This window comes from Longicatena caecimuris, assembly GCF_018406465.1.
Taxonomy (GTDB): domain Bacteria; phylum Bacillota_I; class Bacilli_A; order Erysipelotrichales; family Erysipelotrichaceae; genus Longicatena; species Longicatena caecimuris.
In genome coordinates this window covers 45899-62368 of record NZ_AP024510.1, presented here as the reverse complement: position 1 = coordinate 62368, position 16470 = coordinate 45899, and the positions used below count along the sequence as shown (strand labels likewise).

The window sequence follows — 16470 nt, the reverse complement described above, 5'->3', positions numbered from 1 at the left end:
AATTACTTTCTGGTACCAGTAAAAGCTCTTCTTTTTATAACGGTTTAAGGTACCCTTACCATCTGCATCAATATCATTTGGTAAGAATGATTTGTTATGTTAATCGGCTTATAACTTTTTAAACTTGTTTCTTTTCTCAAATGAAAATCCACACAAAATCAATGAAGCAATTCAGACATTCCGCTTTCCTTACTCAATTGTATCTAAAATATCTTTCATTCGTTTTGCTAAGCCCTTGCATTTCGCAACACTTAAACTACATACAGCTACACGAATACCTTTATTTACCTTTACGGTATAGATATGCTGTTCCATAAGCTTTTCATGATAACTGTCACGTACTTTATTATCTGGAATTGCTACCGTTACAAAGAAGCCTTCCTTGTAAGGATAATATGCCAAGCCACAGGCATCAGCTTCACTAGTAAAGATATCACTGCGTTGCTTCAATAGCTTCACATAGCCATCTTTTTCTTTCATAAAAGCATCATAGTTTTCGGTTGTCACAAACGTAAAGTTATCCATAGCGGCATTAGGTACATTTGACCAAGTTGCTCTGGCAGCTTTTTCAAAAACAATTTCAACGCCACGGACAGCTTCTTCACTCTTACCTAACAAAATAGCAGCACCGCAACGCAAACCATAAGAAGTTAATGATTTACTGCAGCTGAACGCAATGATGGCAAATACATTATCACTAAACTCATCAAAGGTTTTAATATAGTCACGAGAATGTGGTAAATCATACGCATAGTCAATATACGCAATATCGTTTAATAAAACGACCGGTACTTCTTTGGCACATGCATTTAAGAAAGCAACAACTTCCTGCCACTCTTCCTTACTTAAAGAATAACCGGTAGGATTATGGCAAGGGTCATTGATGACAATTAACAGTTTCTGCTGTTTTTCCATCACCTGACGACATACTTGTTTTAAAGATGTTAAATTGAAATGATCTTCTTCAAACAATGCATAAGTTGCGACATTTAGATTATCCATCGTTGCCATCAGCTTATAGCTGCCCCAGGCAATTTCCGGTAAGATAACAGTTTCCCCTTCATCCAAAATTTCTGATAAAGTGATCGCCACAGCACCGGTGCCTCCCGGTGTGGCAATCACACTGTGTGCTAAGGTGGAACCACTTGGTTTAACGATCCAATCATACACCTGCTGACGATAGCTGTCATTACCGACAAAACTTCCGGCATAGGCTGCCTTTGTTTCCTTGGCTATATGATCATAAGGTGTAAACACACTTTCAAAGGCTACGATTGTTCCCTCTTCATTGTACAAAGAACCAATGGTCGCATCAACGATCTTCTCTGCACCAACTGCTGCTTTTGCTTCCTTCGCTTTTTTCACGATCGCAAAAACGGTATCTTCAATTGGTGTCGTATTCACTTTTTCTTTCACAAAACTCATTTTTCATCCCTGCTTTCTTTTGTATATGCACCTAAGATGCGCACTTCTTCACAAACATCTTTTAACTCCTGTACCAACAACTGTTCCTGTTCCTTTTGGATATTACCATCAATTTCAACATAGAAATAATATTCCCATGGTCTGTCTTTTATGGAGCGCGAGATGATGCTTTGCATATTAAAACCATGACGTGCAATGATATTCATGGCACTGACTAATGCTCCTGCTTTATGCGGTATAATGACAGCTAAGGAAAAGATATTTCCACTTGGTTGTAAATCTCTGCCAATGATGATAAAGCGTGTCGTATTTTGGGCACTGGTATTGATATCCTCTGCTAACACGGCTAAGCCATACCGTTCTGCATTTTCTTTTGCGGCTATGGCAGCTTTCTTTTTATCATTTTGTTTAGCAATATATTCTGCCGCTAATGCCGTATTCGGATACGGTATCAATTCATATCCTCTGCCTTCTAAAAATTGTTTCGATTGATAGATTGCCTGATCTTTTGAATATACCTGACGGATATCTTCCAGTTTTGCTCCCGGGATTCCTAGTAAATTCTGTGAGATCTTTAAGTCATAATCCTTACAGACATAAACAGGATACTTGATTAATAAATCTAATACCTCTCCTACTTCTCCGGTATAGCTGTTTTCAAACGGTACGATACCATAACGGATTTCTCCATCCACAACGGCTTTAAACACATCTTCAAAAGATGCATACCGTTGTTTTTTATGTTCCGGAAAGACATGTGTGCAGGCGATATGTGAAAAAGCACCCTCCACGCCTTGATAACCGACAACATCCTGATTCAGAATCATTTTCTGATATTTACGTGAGATTGCCATGATATCCTGCAAAAACTCTTTATAGCTGTCTTGATATTTTTCTTCTTTGATATATTGCAGATTATGTGCAATGACAAAGTTCTCACGGCTGCGATCTAATACCGGAAGCCCTTGTTCCTGTTTATAAGCTATGACCTTTTCTACAGCCTGCATGCGTTTTTCAAACAGCTCTGCCATTTGCGCATCTATCTCATTAATGTCCTTGCGGGCATCATCCAACTTCGTCATATCCTCACCTCTTTTTCATTCTTTTTTATTATACAATACTTTGATATGAATGAATATAGTTTCAGAAAAGAAATGTAAAGGAAATGAAGCGTTGACCCTCGATTCAGATACTATATCATATCCTTTTATATGAATAGCCATCTAAGGTCCTGCATCAGAAACCATCTAATTACCAATTATGCAAATGAAAGAAATCAATCATGCGTAAGAATGGCATAGTGAAGCCATGGTAAGATGCGATTGTTTTCATTGCGTTTACAAGAATTTGAAATTTCTTTCATTTTATGTATGGATTTGCTTGAAATTCTTTCTTGATTATATTATGATATAGGAAATTGGAGTGATAGCCATGCATAACAAAGGATTTTATTATTATCTTTAATCTTCGTTATAAAGCCAAACATGGTTCTTTTTCACTTCTTTATAACGGATAAAAAAAGCATCTGCAATTCACTGATGCTTTTTTTCTTTATCAGGGAGGAATCGTTATGAAACTACATGTAGATCTAAAAGAAAATGGATACGATATTTATATGGAAAAAGGCATCTTATATCGCTTAAACGATCATATTCAACTGAATCGCAAGGTTATGATCATTACCGATACCGGTGTACCAAATTCCTATGCACAAACCGTTAAGGAACAATGTAAGGAAGGCTATGTACATGTTGTCGAAGCTGGTGAATCCAGTAAGAGCATGAAGGTCTTTCAACAACTCTGTGAGGATTTGCTGGAACATAATTTCTCACGTAAGGATTGTGTCATTGCGTTAGGTGGCGGGGTTGTAGGAGATTTATCCGGTTTTGTGGCAGCCAGCTATATGCGTGGTATTGACTTTATTCAGATACCGACCACTACGCTCTCACAAATCGACAGTAGTATCGGTGGTAAGGTTGCCATCAATTTGGATGATGTGAAAAACATCGTTGGGGCCTTTTATCAGCCTAAAGCTGTCTTCATTGATACAGACACTTTATTAACACTGCCAAAACGGCATTTCTATAATGGTTTAGTAGAAGCATTGAAAGCCGGATTGATCTATGATGAAAAACTATTTGCCCTTTTTGAGGAAGAAGATATTCCTGCTCATTTAGAAGAAATCATCTATCATGCGCTATGCGTGAAAAAAGCAGTTGTGGAAGCTGATGAAAAAGAGTTGGGCTTACGCAAGATCTTAAACTTTGGTCATACCATCGGACATGCTATTGAAAGCTATTATCACCTTTCACAATATTTGCATGGAGAATGTGTTGCCATGGGCATGTTGTATTTTATGAGTGAAGATGTTCAAAAACGTGTCTTACCTATTTATAAACGGATGCATTTACAAAGTGATGTACCTTATGATAGTGATGAAGTGTTTGAAATATTATGCAAAGATAAGAAAGCAAGCGGCGATCATGTCACCGTTGTTAAGGTCAATACGATTGGTAAAGCAGAATTAAAAGAATGGAAGTTAAGTGATGTTCGTCACATTTTGAAAGGATAAGGTTATGAAGAATACATTTGGAAATCAATTCAGTGTTACGATCTTTGGAGAAAGTCATGGAGAGGCAATCGGTGTCGTCATTGACGGTTTAGCTGCCGGTATTCATCTGGACATGGATTTCATCAATGCCATGATGGATAAACGTAAGGCGAAAGGACGTATCAGCACACAGCGTAAAGAAAGTGATGCGTTGCATATCGTCAGTGGATATTTTGAAGGCTATACTACCGGGACACCGTTAACCATTCTGATAGAAAACACCAATACGCGTAGTGGTGATTATACCAAAACCAAGAATCGCTTGCGTCCCTCACATGCCGATTATACCGCTGATGTAAAGTATAGTGGTTATCAAGATTATCGCGGCGGCGGCCATTTCAGCGGACGCATTACGGCACCCCTTGTGGCGGCAGGTGCAATTGCCATGCAGGTGTTACAACAAAAAGGCATTTTGATTGGTTCTCATATTGCCCAGTGTCATACCATCAAAGATCAGCCATTTGCTCAAGAGGAAGAACTCCTTGAACAACAGCTTCGACAAATGAATACCAGCGATCTTGCGGTATTAGATGAAACAGCAGCGCAAGCGATGCGTACACAAATAGAAGAAGCAGCGATGCAAGGAGATAGTGTAGGTGGTATCTTAGAAAGTGCAATTTTACATTTACCGGCTGGTATCGGAGAACCTTTCTTTGATTCCATGGAAAGTCGTTTAAGCCATTTATTATTCAGTGTACCGGCTGTAAAAGGTGTCGAATTTGGTTTGGGTTTTGCCTTTTGTGATCGTTATGGAAGTGAAGTCAATGATGCCATTATTTATGATGGCAAAGTAAAAACCAGGACCAATCATAACGGTGGTATTAACGGAGGTATCAGTAATGGTATGCCGGTACTGATCAAAACAGTTATTAAACCAACGCCATCTATTTATAAGGAACAGGATACGATTGATAAGGAAACGCTTGAAGCCGTGAAACTAACGATTCAGGGTAGACATGATCCTGCCATCATCCATCGCGCAAGAATCGTAGTCGATGCGGTTTTGGCTATCGGTATCTTAGATATGCTCATGGAGCGTAGTGCAACTATGGAAATGCAGAAATAAAATTAACGATGTGGATACGTCCACCAAGATAAGATTAGAAATAAAGGAGGTTTCTCATATGATTATTACGATGAAGAAAGATGCAACAACAAGTGATATTGAACATGTTATGAAGCAATTAAAGGAGCGCGGCTTACAAATACATGAGAGCATTGGTGAGAATTTCAATGTCTTTGGAGTCGTAGGCGATACCAGTCAAATTGATCCTAAGCGCATTGAGGCAAACCCTCATGTGGAAAGTGTTGTGCGTGTATCATCCCCATATAAAAAAGCAAGTCGTATGTTTCATCCAGAAGATACGATTGTCGAAGTCAATGGTATCCGCATTGGCGGTAACGAAAAACTAGTTGTTATTGGCGGTCCTTGCAGTGTAGAAGGAAAAGAGATGATCATGCATCTGGCCCAAGAAGTAAAGGATGCCGGTGGCTGTATGTTAAGAGGTGGCGCTTATAAACCGAGAACCTCTCCGTATGCTTTTCAGGGCATGGGAACAGAAGGTATCCTTGCTTTAGCACAAGCAAGAAAACAAAGTGGCTTACCAATTGTCACAGAATTGATGAGTGCTGATAAACTTGATGAATTTGTGGAACATGTCGATATCATTCAGATTGGGGCCCGTAATATGCAAAACTTTGATTTGTTAAAAGCGGTAGGAAAGACACAAAAACCAATCTTGCTAAAACGTGGTTTGGCCAATACGATAGAAGAATGGATCATGAGTGCAGAATATATTCTTTCTGAAGGAAATCCAAATGTCATTCTTTGTGAACGAGGCATTCGTACCTTTGAGCCATACACCCGAAATACCTTAGATCTTAGTGTCATTCCAATCATCAAGAAGAAGACCCATTTGCCTATCATCATTGATCCAAGTCATGCGACCGGTGATTGGGAACTGGTGGAAGCCGCATCTTTAGCTGCGATTGCGGCAGGTGCAGATGGTCTAATCATTGAAGTCCATGATCATCCGGAATGTGCATGGAGCGATGGTGCACAATCCTTGAAACCGGAAAACTTTAAGCAGTTGATTCAAAAAGGGAAAGCGATTGCGAATGTCATTGGGAGGGATATGTAATGAAAGTTACCATAGCTACCTCTTTAGGTAAAGGTCATGTGCATATTCCCCCAAGCAAATCCATGGCACATCGTGCAATTATCTGTGCTTCTCTTGCGAAGGGAAGAAGTGTCATATCCAATGTTGCCTATTCCAAAGATATACGTGCAACGATAGAAGGAATGAAACAGCTTGGCGCACATATTGAAATAGCGGAAGATACTGTCACTATTGATGGTATAGCAAACTTTCAAGGTTTAAAAGACAAGGAAATTTTTTGCAATGAATCCGGTTCTACCTTACGTTTCTTTATTCCTATTTTCTCTCTTTGTGAAAAACCAATCACCTTTACCGGCAGCGGACGATTATTACAAAGACCGCAAAAAGTATATGAAGACATCTTTCATGAAAAAGGATTAGCCTTTCAGCAAGATGCCCATGGTATCCACATTCAGGAGGCACTACCTTATGGAGAATATCAGATCAAAGGTGATGTCAGTTCACAATTCATCAGTGGTTTATTGTTCACCCTACCACTGTTGGAAAAGGACTCTACAATTCATATTCTTCCTCCCTTTGAATCACGTTCTTATGTGGAACTGACCTTACAAATGCTGGAACATTTCGGTGTCCATGCTTATTTTAAAGATGAAATGACACTTGCTATTCCGGGTGGACAAACCTATCAAGCAAACAATTATGAGATTGAAGGTGATTATTCACAATTGGCTTTCTTTGCGGTATATGCTGCGATTCATGGAAAGATTACCGTGACCGGTGTTTCTCATGCATCAAGACAGGGTGATAAAGCGATTTTGGAAATCTTAAAAAGCTTTGGGGCACGTATAGAAGAAGTACCCCATGGCTATACCTTTTATAAAAGTGAATTAAAGGGCACCTCCATTGATTTAGCAAACTGTCCGGATCTAGGACCTATTCTTTGTGTGCTTGGCATGTATTCCCTGGGAAATACGCATATTTACAATGCCGGCAGATTGCGCATTAAAGAAAGTGATCGCATTGCGGCAATGGAAGAAGAACTGCGCAAGTTTGGCGTTACCATAACCTCTACAGAAGATGAAATCTTCATTCAAGGCGGGCAAGACTATACATGCAAACAGACATTGCATGGACATAATGATCATCGCATTGTGATGGCCTTAAGTGTTGCCACAGCTTGCAGTAATTCCTGTACAACCATAGAGGATGCACAGGCGATTACCAAGAGCTATCCTACCTTCTTTGATGATTTTGCGAAGGTGCAAGAAAAGGTGGAAAGCTTATGATAAAAAAAGATACCCGTTTTTTAATTGTTGGACTTGGTTTGATTGGTGGCAGCTATGCCATGGGATTAAAACGCAATGGATTTCATGTGGATGCCATTGACATTAACCAGTTAAGCATTGATTATGCCAAGGAACATGACATCATTGATGAAGGAAGTACTTTTGCTATTGAACTGATTCAAAACGCTGATTTCATCATTTCCGGATTGTATCCCAACATGACGGTGGAGTGGTATGCAACGTATCAAAAATACATGAAGCCCCATGCTTTTCTGACAGATGTAAGTGGTGTAAAACGCAATATTGTAGAACGTATCCAAAGTATTTTACGTGAGGATCTAGAATTTTGCGCCTCTCATCCAATGGCAGGGAAAGAAGTCAGCGGTGTGAAATATGCGGATGATGCTATTTTCCATATTGCTAATTTCATTATCACTCCAACTGCTAAAAACACCGAGACAGCCATAGCTACCTTAAAAGAATTTGCCAGTATTTTAGGCTTTACGAATATTTCCGTATTAACACCGGAAGAACATGATGAAATGGTCGGCTTTGTTTCACAATTGACGCATGTGATTGCCGTATCGCTAATGAATACTAACGATAATACACATTTGGTGGAATATACCGGAGATAGTTTCCGTGATTTAACAAGAATTGCCAAGATCAATGAAAATCTATGGAGTGAATTGTTTTTCTTAAATAAAGATAATTTAATTCGCGAAATCGATGACTTCGTGAAGGAAATCAATCATTTAAAGACAAAGTTGGAACAGGATGATGTTGAAGGATTAAAAGAATTATTCATTCAATCCACCATTCGTCGTAAACGCTTTGATCGATAATCGTATAACTTCTCTGCTTGTCGGAGAAGTTTTTGTTTGGTAAGTTGAATACGCTGTATAATAAAGATAAAGAAGCCTTTTGAAATGAGGTGAGCATATGCAACAATTTTTACGCTATACTGCCTGGGAAATGGAAAAGCCTAAACCTTTCGGTCTTTTTCATGTGTTGATGTTACTCGTGGGAATTAGTGTGTGCATAGGAATTGCTTATCGTTTACGTCATGTTACTAAAAAACAGTATGTTTATGGCATCTTTGGAATCAGTCTTGTATTGCTCATACTAGAACTTTATAAACAGCTGTTTCACTTTTATCTGCTTGATGCCCAACAATATGATTGGTGGATCTTTCCTTTTCAGTTATGCTCCTTACCTATGTATATCGGAATCTTATTTCCTTTCTTAAAAGATCAATGGCGGATACCATTAGAAACCTTTCTCATGGACTTTAGTTTACTAGGAGCTATCATGGCCCTTCTTTTTCCGGATGATTTGATGCATCGTTACGTGATGCTAACGGCACATGCCTTTTTATGGCATTTCTTATTACTATTCTTGAGTTTATGGATTGGCTTTCATAAACAAGGCGATACAACCACAAAAGGTTTCTTACAAACTTTGCCTTTATTCTTTATGTTTGCCGGCATAGCAACCTTTTTAAATATTGCTTTTCATACACTGGGAGAGCTTAATATGTTTTATATCAGCCCTTATTATGAAAGCACGCAACCTTTCTTTGACTTGTTAACACCAATTTTTGGTATTTCTATGCGTAATCTTATTTATCTTTTCTGCATCCTCTTAGGTGCTTGGCTTATTCATCTTATCTGGCGCACACTACAAAAGCTTTTATAATTCTGAAATAAAACCATTTGTTGAACTCTGCCCTTTGACAAGGATACAAAAAGAACAAGCTGTCATGTACATAAATGATTTTTGCTGCACAATAAAAAAAGACTGCGGTTTGTCACAGTCATTACTACAGCATCACATAGCTTGTTTATCGCACGAATTTAAGATATACGTTTCCAATATACGATGCGATCATGAAATATTTCCTTTACTAATTTTAAAAAGGTTTCCTCTTTAAAATCAACTCTTGGTACCATGATAAAAGGCTTATGCTTATCCACAAAAAAGACCATAATTTCACGTCCGATGACAACTTTTTTGATCACTTCTTGTTTATAGCTCATCATGACATCTTGGTATTCATCACTGATCGTATCCTCGCTTAGTGTTACCACTCCATTTTGTTCACGAAGCCCGCAATAACGTTTGCGAAATCGCAGTTTGCATATAAATAAGTAACAACCGATGATGCTCCAAAATAAAGCCAAATATATAGACAGGGTGAAAATCACCTTATAAAAATCAGAATCTGTTTCTGCCCCAAATAGAATACTTAACATGGATAAAAAAACAGCTGCAAGTGCATAATAAAAATAATGAAATTTATGTACCACTGCTTTTTTCGTTTTTAATATGTGATTACGTTTTTGCAGGATTTCAAAAAATTCATCACTGTAATCATGAACTCTGTCCTTTTCAAACTGATATTCATATACATATTCCATAGTTTTCCCTCTTTTTTAAAAAACCTTGAGAATTTCACAAGGTTTTTTTACTAAATCGTGATGTCAGAACCTAATTTTTCATTTAGCTCATTTACATATTTTTTCGCTAGCTCTACATACATGTTGCCTGGATGAAAACAGCTGATGCTGGAATAGAAATAGGAACGAGAACTTTCCCAGTTTTCTAAATAGTAATAAGATAAGCCAATCATATAAGCACTGACGCCCAAGCCAAAGCCCTTCATACGTTTATCTTCAATGGCATCATCCATTTCTTTAATTAAATCTGTTCGTTTATTAAAGACAACTTCATAAGACCAACGCTGATACATTTTAAAAGTTTCATCATCAATTGTGTCAATGATCTCCATCAATTTATCACAATATGCACGATTCTGATTCTGTAAATAAATATGGAAATATAAATCTAAGATTTCTTCTTTATTTTCCATTGTATAATCCTTCGCCAAGGCCTCTTCCAATGCTTTTTGACGTTCTGCTTCAGGACGGCTACGATAAATAGCTTTTAAGCGATACAATTCACAATTAAATTTGCCAACCGCTTTCTGATAAGCATCTTTTTCACAAAGCTCAATAACCTTTGCATAATCCTTCCCCTGAATAGCTATATTTAAACGACCGACAGAGTTTTGTTTATAAATCATAAAGGCTATTGCAGCCGCAAACAATAAGATAATTACTACATAAGATATTATACTCATATTTCTTACCTCTTCTTTTCATTACACCGTTCATATTATAACGTAATTCACGAAAAATAGGTAGCCTTCCTTTATTTTTTCAATATTTTTTCGGTTGAAAGAGTGGAGGAAACTTAAAAATTGCTTTATAATAAAGCGGTATGTCAAAGAGGGAGTGATACATATGCATATTATGAAGAAATTTATGAATTATTATAAACCATATCGTACCGTATTCTTATTAGATATGATATGTGCCTTAGTCATTAGTGTTATTGATCTGGCATTCCCCCAGATTTTAAATTACTTAAATAACACATTTTATTTACAGACAAAGGAAGCTATTTTAGATAGTCTGGTTTGGTTAGGTGTTGGATTATTGATCATGTATATCCTTCGTGCCTTATGTCGCTACTATGTAACAGCACAAGGTCATATTATGGGTGCCCGCATGGAAAGTGATATGCGTCAGGATCTGTTTGATCAGTTTGAACGTTTATCTTTTTCCTATTATGATAAAAATAATACCGGAGAAATGATGAGCAAACTGGTTTCGGATTTATTTGATATCAGCGAATTAGCCCATCATGGCCCGGAAAATGTCTTCATTTCTTTATTAAAAATCTTTGGTTCTTTTATTCTATTGATGTATATTCATGTCGGTTTGACCTTAATTCTGATCGGTGTAACCATATTAATGTTGATATTCAGTTTATTTCAAAATCGCAAGATGCAGGCAACCTTCATGGATAACCGCCGTAAGATTGCTGGTGTAAATGCCAGTTTGCAGGATAGCTTAGCAGGTATTCGTGTCGTGAAGTCCTTTGCGAATGAAGACATTGAACGTGATAAATTTGCCCACAGCAATCAAATGTTCTTACAGTCAAAGGAAAACAATTATTATCGTATGGGCTTATTCCATGCCGGTAATAATTTCTTTCAGGGTTTGTTGTATTTGACGATTTTAGTCGCTGGTGGTTATTTCATTGCCATGGGAAATTTAGAACCAGTTGCCTTAGCAACGTATGCACTGTATGTAAATATCTTTGTTGCACCGATTGAAGTGTTGGTAGAGTTCACGGAAATGTTCCAAAAAGGATTCTCTGGTTTTAAACGTTTCCTTGAAGTAGTAGAAACAAAACCAGACATCGTAGATGCACCAGATGCAAAAGAGTTGAAAGAAGTTCATGGTGTCATTGATTATGAAGATGTTTGCTTCTCTTACAATGATGAAGAGAAAGTATTGGATCACATTCACATTCATATTGATGCCGGTAAATCCATTGCCCTTGTTGGACCAAGCGGCGGTGGAAAGACAACCATTTGTTCCTTGTTGCCTCGCTTTTATGATGTTACACATGGCTCTATTAAGGTAGATGGGAAAGATATTCGTTCACTGACCTTGGAAAGTTTGCGCAAAGCGATTGGTATCGTGCAACAGGATGTTTATCTGTTTACCGGCTCTATTAAAGAAAACATCGCTTATGGAAAACCTGGAGCAAGTGATGAGGAAATCATTGCCGCTGCTAAAAAAGCAAATATCCATGAATTTATCGTTTCTCTTCCAGATGGATATGATACCTTTGTAGGAGAGCGTGGCACACGGTTATCCGGTGGTCAGAAACAACGTATCTCCATTGCCAGAGTCTTTCTAAAAGACCCTAAGATCTTAATATTAGATGAAGCAACCAGTGCTTTGGATAATGAAAGTGAACGTCATATTCAAAAAAGTCTGGAAGAGCTGGCAAAGAATCGTACAACCATTACGATTGCTCATCGTCTATCAACCATCCGTAATGCTGATGAAATCATCGTCATTTCTGAAAATGGACAGGAAGAACGAGGAACGCATAATGAGTTAATCGCGTTAAATGGCATTTACGCGAATTATTATCGTTTACAATTTGAAGGTTTAGATTTTGATGAGGATATGACGAAACAAATTCACATGAAATAAAATGGGATATATTCTCTATATCCTAGGCTGCTGTTTTTTGATATCAGTTAGATCTTTACATATTAAAAAACGTATTTCATCGTTAGAAGTGTAGAAAATTGCGACACTTGCTAAAGAAATACGTTTTTTTATTTATTAAAACTTAAATTAAATTTTTGATTATCTTTTTAAATCTTCTTAAATGTCCGTATAGCCTTATTTTATCGTCTATTCGGGCATTTTTACTATCGGTAGATACTTCACGTTTCTTCTTATATATCTTCATGTTTTGGCTTTGAAAAGTGGTAAATTCTTTACGCTATCAAACGTAACAATTCCGTTTTCACACCATCAATCGAAGCATGAGCGTATAGGTTCAGCGTGATATTGATGTTTGAATGCCCCATGATGTATTGCAAGCTCTTTGGGTTCATATTCTTGTTTGCTAAACGTGTACAGAACGTATGGCGTAAGATATGCGGTGTAACATTTGGTAAATAGCCCTCATGGTGCTTGTTATACTTCTTGATGAGATTTCCAAACGTAGTTGTATAGTTTGCACCCGTCATGGGATAGCCTTGCTGATTAAGGAATACAAAGTCGCTGTAACCGTCAATGATGATGGGTTCTAGTTTTCTGCGGTTCTTCAACACTCTTTGAAATATCATACACGCTTCATCACTCATAGGAACTTGACGGATACCGCTTTTTGTTTTCGGTGTTTCAATGTAGTAACCAACTTCCTTGTTCTTTAATAACTGGTGGTCTACATTGATGATACGGTTCTCAAAATCCAAGTCCTTGACAGTCAGCCCGCAAAATTCTGAAATACGAAGCCCTGTTTTCAGCAATAGCAGGATTGCGTCATAATGCTTCTGGTATGTCTTATCATGTTCTACAAAGGATAACAGCTTTTCTTCCTGTTCCTCTGTAAGTGCTTCTCTGGGCTTTCTGTCGTCCTCAATCACTGTATTCAAGGCATAATTGAATGGGTTCTTTCTGACATAATCGTCCTCTATTGCTATGTAAAAGGAAGCCTTTAAGGAACGCTTATAATTGTTAATCGTCTGATAGGAATAGCCATTCTCTTTCATTCTGACAGCCCATTCTTTAGCGTCAGAGGGCTTTATGCTGTCAATGCTCCTGTTCCCCAGCTTATCACGTTTTAGTATCTCCATGAGCTGTTCACGCTGTACAGCGGTAGTTTTCTTTACATTGCTTCTGCTGGCATTCTGCTTAGCATATACCTGGCAGAGCGTCATTTTCTTGCCTATGCTGTCGATACCGTCTGCAAGGTCTTTTTGTATCTCTTTTTCCAGTTCCCTCAATGAGGGTTTATCACGCTTTCGGCTGGTGTCTTATCCGTAGGTACAAGTTTCCATGCATAAACGCACTGTGGCGTACCAGTATCGTCAACGTATTTATATAAGTATCTCCCGTCTGTTCTCTGGCTCTCTCCTGTTCTCAGAATACGACCTTTGTTATCCCGTCTTTTTTCTGTCATGTGGTTGCTCCTTTCCTTTATGGAAAGAGCCTTGATACGACTAAAACTATGATAGCATATACAAGGCTCAATTTCACTAAATTGCGTCTAATTCATCTATGATTTTTTCAAACTGTTTCCGCTTAATCTGAATACGGTTGCCATTCATAATCAGCCAGTTTGCATTTTTACTTTCTTCTGCCAGTCTGCGCAGTTTGTTTTCTCCAATGCGGAAATAACGGGACGCTTCTTCAATGGTAAGGGTATAGCGTTCCCATACAGGAATATCAATCTCACTCATATATCTGATACACGCACCTCCTATCTCTTCTTAGTATCATACTGTACATATGGTATCAGTTCTTCCCTGTGTAATTTCTGTAAATGACCTGTCAGCTTACAACTGAATGTTGGGCTGTATCTGACTTTTGCCAGCATATCGTCCACACGTTCCAAGTCGCCTAATGCTTCATGCTGTTCAAGGAAATAGAACGCCTTGACAGCCGATAATACGCCACCCTCTTTCAGCCACTTCTGTGTTTCTACAAGGGTATTATCCGGCGTTACTGTATGAAGTTTCAAAGTTTCAACTGCTCCTAAAAACCGTTTCCAGAACTGGCACGTTTTCCAACGGCTTTTATTGCTTCTGGCACGACAAAACGCAAGTTTCCAGCCAGCAGGTTAAATGCCAGCTTTCCCAAGTCCAGCGGATTGTCTTTGAACAACATGGCAAATGAATGAGCCTTTTTATCACGTAACTGCATTTCTGTCCGTTTCCAGCTCCCGATTTCATCATAAGGCTTATTATTCTTCATGCTGACTTCTTTATCTTTATCATAAAAACGGTAGGACAGGGCAGACTTGCCAGCTCCGATATAGACCGTCTTTGCGGTGTCAAATTCCTCATATTTACTTTCAGCAAAATGGTGGGTGTTGCTGTTTGCGATATATTCTTCTTTTTCGCATTTCCGCTTTAACTGCTCTGGTGTAAAATATGGCACTTCATTTCTGTCATCAATGGCAATATCCAGCCTTGTGAAGTGGAAACTGCCATAAAACCAACGCTCACAGCGACGGAATAAATCACCAAATGTCTGACCGTGCATATCCAGTATGCGGAAAATCTCATCACAGCCCTTTCCTTTTAATACGAGGTATGCACTAAGCCCCATAGGGTTAGCTTCTGTTTTTCTTGCATTTCCGAAAACCTCAATACTTCCTATCTGCCATTTTGTCTGATAGTCTTTATGCAGTACCCTTGCCGATTGCGTTTCAAAAATATCAACAGGCAGTTCAAGAACATAACGTATGACTTCTTCTGCGGTTGCAGTGTCAAATATAATGCTGATGTAGTCAATCTTAATGCTAATATGCTCTTTCTTTGGTATCTGTATTTCCTCCTTTTCTACTGCAATTCTTTACATTGCAAAATCCTTGATAAACGCTGATTTTAAGCCTGTTTTCAATTATCAATTCTGTACGCGCAGGGCGGTGTTACTATAACGCCCTGTCGGAACGCCTAAAGGCGTTCCTTTCCTAAAGTAACTGTCTGTCCAGAACACGTCTGGGGGACGTGCCCTGTCCAGCCAGTCACTTTAGGAAACCACGTTTTCCAATCCCGAAAGTCTGATATTAACGCCTTCAGAATGAAAACAATTCTTTATAATGCTTATGCAAGTAGATAATTAATGTTGTTGTGCTTAATCAATCAACCGATCATATAATAACCTCATCAAACTTATTTGTCAACAATATTTCTTGACATTTTCAAAAATATTAAGTATCATAGGCTTAAATAAGCAAGAGAGCGAGGAAAAACAACATGAAATATGAGCTTTTAGGAGAGAACATACAGAGGGTAAGGAAGTTTCGTGGCATGAACCAGCAGGAACTGGCAGACGCAATCGGTATCAATATGCAGAGCCTTTCCAAGATTGAAAGAGGTGTCAACTTTCCCACCTTTGATACATTAGAAAAGATTACTTCTGTTTTAGGTGTGACACCCAATGAGTTATTATGTGGGGAATGGAAGAACACTTCCCACATGGAACAGGAGATTTTGAAGTTTCTGGAATGTGAGGAACGATTAAATGTGGAACTTGCACACGGACAGTATGACAACTATTTTGACAGTGAGGAAGAATGGAAAGAATATGAGTTAAAGAAGCTCCGTGAATACATCATGGACTATATCAGTTCAGAGGACAGGCAAGCGTCTGACCTGTACCCTATAAAAGCATTGATACAGCGTTATAAATTCCAGAATTTGCTTGATAAATATGACGATCTATACAGCCTTGATTTGTTTGGAGAAACCATAAAGGGACACAGAAATGTGAACCCTTATGAGGGAGAAACCATACTTAACAGGCATGTGGACGAGGACAGGCAAAGTTTGCCCAGTGTTCCAACCATAGAAGGCTTTGAAGATTTGAAAGGTATAGGATAACTCTTATCCTCTCACAGAAGATACAGCAAAGTAAAAAGC

At 38.3% G+C, this 16470-nt stretch carries 13 protein-coding genes and 2 pseudogenes; 8 read left to right on the top strand and 7 right to left on the bottom strand.

Annotated features, from left to right (window positions below):
• Positions 1 to 189: 189 nt before the first annotated feature.
• Positions 190 to 1425 carry a pyridoxal phosphate-dependent aminotransferase gene (locus KJS44_RS00285; RefSeq protein WP_008690927.1) on the bottom strand — a complete coding sequence of 412 codons (1236 nt, stop codon included), beginning with the start codon at positions 1423 to 1425 and terminating at the stop codon, positions 190 to 192.
• The gene (locus tag KJS44_RS00280; RefSeq protein ID WP_008690926.1) at positions 1422 to 2507 is read right to left on the bottom strand and encodes a chorismate mutase; all 1086 of its coding nucleotides are present in this window, start codon (positions 2505 to 2507) and stop codon (positions 1422 to 1424) included. Before KJS44_RS00280 ends, KJS44_RS00285 begins: the two co-directional genes overlap by 4 nt.
• A gap of 488 nt (positions 2508 to 2995) precedes the next feature.
• Here KJS44_RS00280 and aroB point away from each other — a divergent pair, with 488 nt between their 5' ends.
• From aroB to KJS44_RS00250, 6 genes are all read left to right on the top strand, one after another.
• Positions 2996 to 3997, top strand: coding sequence for a 3-dehydroquinate synthase (gene aroB, locus KJS44_RS00275; RefSeq protein WP_008690925.1), 1002 nt, complete (start codon positions 2996 to 2998; stop codon positions 3995 to 3997).
• A gap of 4 nt (positions 3998 to 4001) precedes the next feature.
• Positions 4002 to 5102 (top strand): chorismate synthase, encoded by a 1101-nt coding sequence (aroC, locus tag KJS44_RS00270; protein ID WP_008690924.1) that lies wholly within the window; start codon positions 4002 to 4004, stop codon positions 5100 to 5102.
• Positions 5103 to 5160: 58 nt separating this feature from the next.
• Positions 5161 to 6177, top strand: a complete 1017-nt coding sequence (aroF, locus tag KJS44_RS00265; protein WP_008690923.1) for a 3-deoxy-7-phosphoheptulonate synthase — start codon at positions 5161 to 5163, stop codon at positions 6175 to 6177.
• Positions 6177 to 7442 carry a 3-phosphoshikimate 1-carboxyvinyltransferase gene (gene aroA, locus KJS44_RS00260; RefSeq protein ID WP_008690922.1) on the top strand — a complete coding sequence of 422 codons (1266 nt, stop codon included), beginning with the start codon at positions 6177 to 6179 and terminating at the stop codon, positions 7440 to 7442. The genes aroF and aroA overlap by 1 nt, the downstream gene beginning before the upstream one ends.
• Positions 7439 to 8287: a prephenate dehydrogenase gene (locus KJS44_RS00255; protein WP_008690921.1), complete on the top strand. Its 849-nt coding sequence runs from the start codon at positions 7439 to 7441 to the stop codon at positions 8285 to 8287. Before aroA ends, KJS44_RS00255 begins: the two co-directional genes overlap by 4 nt.
• A 97-nt stretch (positions 8288 to 8384) precedes the next feature.
• Positions 8385 to 9140: a TMEM164 family acyltransferase gene (locus tag KJS44_RS00250; protein WP_008690919.1), complete on the top strand. Its 756-nt coding sequence runs from the start codon at positions 8385 to 8387 to the stop codon at positions 9138 to 9140.
• 158 nt (positions 9141 to 9298) lie between these two features.
• Here the strand turns inward: KJS44_RS00250 and KJS44_RS00245 are convergent, their stop codons facing one another.
• The gene (locus KJS44_RS00245; protein ID WP_008690917.1) at positions 9299 to 9862 is read right to left on the bottom strand and encodes a hypothetical protein; all 564 of its coding nucleotides are present in this window, start codon (positions 9860 to 9862) and stop codon (positions 9299 to 9301) included.
• A gap of 50 nt (positions 9863 to 9912) precedes the next feature.
• The gene (locus KJS44_RS00240) at positions 9913 to 10584 is read right to left on the bottom strand and encodes a hypothetical protein (protein WP_008690915.1); all 672 of its coding nucleotides are present in this window, start codon (positions 10582 to 10584) and stop codon (positions 9913 to 9915) included.
• Positions 10585 to 10747: 163 nt separating this feature from the next.
• Here KJS44_RS00240 and KJS44_RS00235 point away from each other — a divergent pair, with 163 nt between their 5' ends.
• Positions 10748 to 12520, top strand: a complete 1773-nt coding sequence (locus KJS44_RS00235; protein WP_008690914.1) for an ABC transporter ATP-binding protein — start codon at positions 10748 to 10750, stop codon at positions 12518 to 12520.
• Positions 12521 to 12813: 293 nt separating this feature from the next.
• On the opposite strand, the pseudogene KJS44_RS00230 reads toward KJS44_RS00235, so the two are convergent.
• The 3 genes and pseudogenes from KJS44_RS00230 to KJS44_RS00220 form a co-directional block, all read right to left on the bottom strand.
• Positions 12814 to 14003 (bottom strand): annotated as a pseudogene (locus tag KJS44_RS00230) (tyrosine-type recombinase/integrase).
• A 76-nt stretch (positions 14004 to 14079) separates the two neighbouring features.
• Entirely contained in the window at positions 14080 to 14283 is a 204-nt protein-coding gene (locus tag KJS44_RS00225) for an excisionase (RefSeq protein ID WP_008690908.1), read from the bottom strand.
• Positions 14284 to 14303: 20 nt separating this feature from the next.
• Positions 14304 to 15292: pseudogene (locus KJS44_RS00220) on the bottom strand (replication initiation factor domain-containing protein).
• A gap of 512 nt (positions 15293 to 15804) precedes the next feature.
• Here KJS44_RS00220 and KJS44_RS00215 point away from each other — a divergent pair.
• Positions 15805 to 16431, top strand: coding sequence for a helix-turn-helix domain-containing protein (locus KJS44_RS00215; protein WP_008690905.1), 627 nt, complete (start codon positions 15805 to 15807; stop codon positions 16429 to 16431).
• The last annotated feature ends 39 nt before the right edge of the window (positions 16432 to 16470 follow it).

Coding starts and splice junctions, on each gene's coding strand:
- KJS44_RS00285 (WP_008690927.1), bottom strand. CDS start 1,425: ATGAGTTTTGTGAAAGAAAAAGTGAATACGACACCAATTGAAGATACC.
- KJS44_RS00280 (WP_008690926.1), bottom strand. CDS start 2,507: ATGACGAAGTTGGATGATGCCCGCAAGGACATTAATGAGATAGATGCG.
- aroB (WP_008690925.1), top strand. CDS start 2,996: ATGAAACTACATGTAGATCTAAAAGAAAATGGATACGATATTTATATG.
- aroC (WP_008690924.1), top strand. CDS start 4,002: ATGAAGAATACATTTGGAAATCAATTCAGTGTTACGATCTTTGGAGAA.
- aroF (WP_008690923.1), top strand. CDS start 5,161: ATGATTATTACGATGAAGAAAGATGCAACAACAAGTGATATTGAACAT.
- aroA (WP_008690922.1), top strand. CDS start 6,177: ATGAAAGTTACCATAGCTACCTCTTTAGGTAAAGGTCATGTGCATATT.
- KJS44_RS00255 (WP_008690921.1), top strand. CDS start 7,439: ATGATAAAAAAAGATACCCGTTTTTTAATTGTTGGACTTGGTTTGATT.
- KJS44_RS00250 (WP_008690919.1), top strand. CDS start 8,385: ATGCAACAATTTTTACGCTATACTGCCTGGGAAATGGAAAAGCCTAAA.
- KJS44_RS00245 (WP_008690917.1), bottom strand. CDS start 9,862: ATGGAATATGTATATGAATATCAGTTTGAAAAGGACAGAGTTCATGAT.
- KJS44_RS00240 (WP_008690915.1), bottom strand. CDS start 10,584: ATGAGTATAATATCTTATGTAGTAATTATCTTATTGTTTGCGGCTGCA.
- KJS44_RS00235 (WP_008690914.1), top strand. CDS start 10,748: ATGCATATTATGAAGAAATTTATGAATTATTATAAACCATATCGTACC.
- KJS44_RS00225 (WP_008690908.1), bottom strand. CDS start 14,283: ATGAGTGAGATTGATATTCCTGTATGGGAACGCTATACCCTTACCATT.
- KJS44_RS00215 (WP_008690905.1), top strand. CDS start 15,805: ATGAAATATGAGCTTTTAGGAGAGAACATACAGAGGGTAAGGAAGTTT.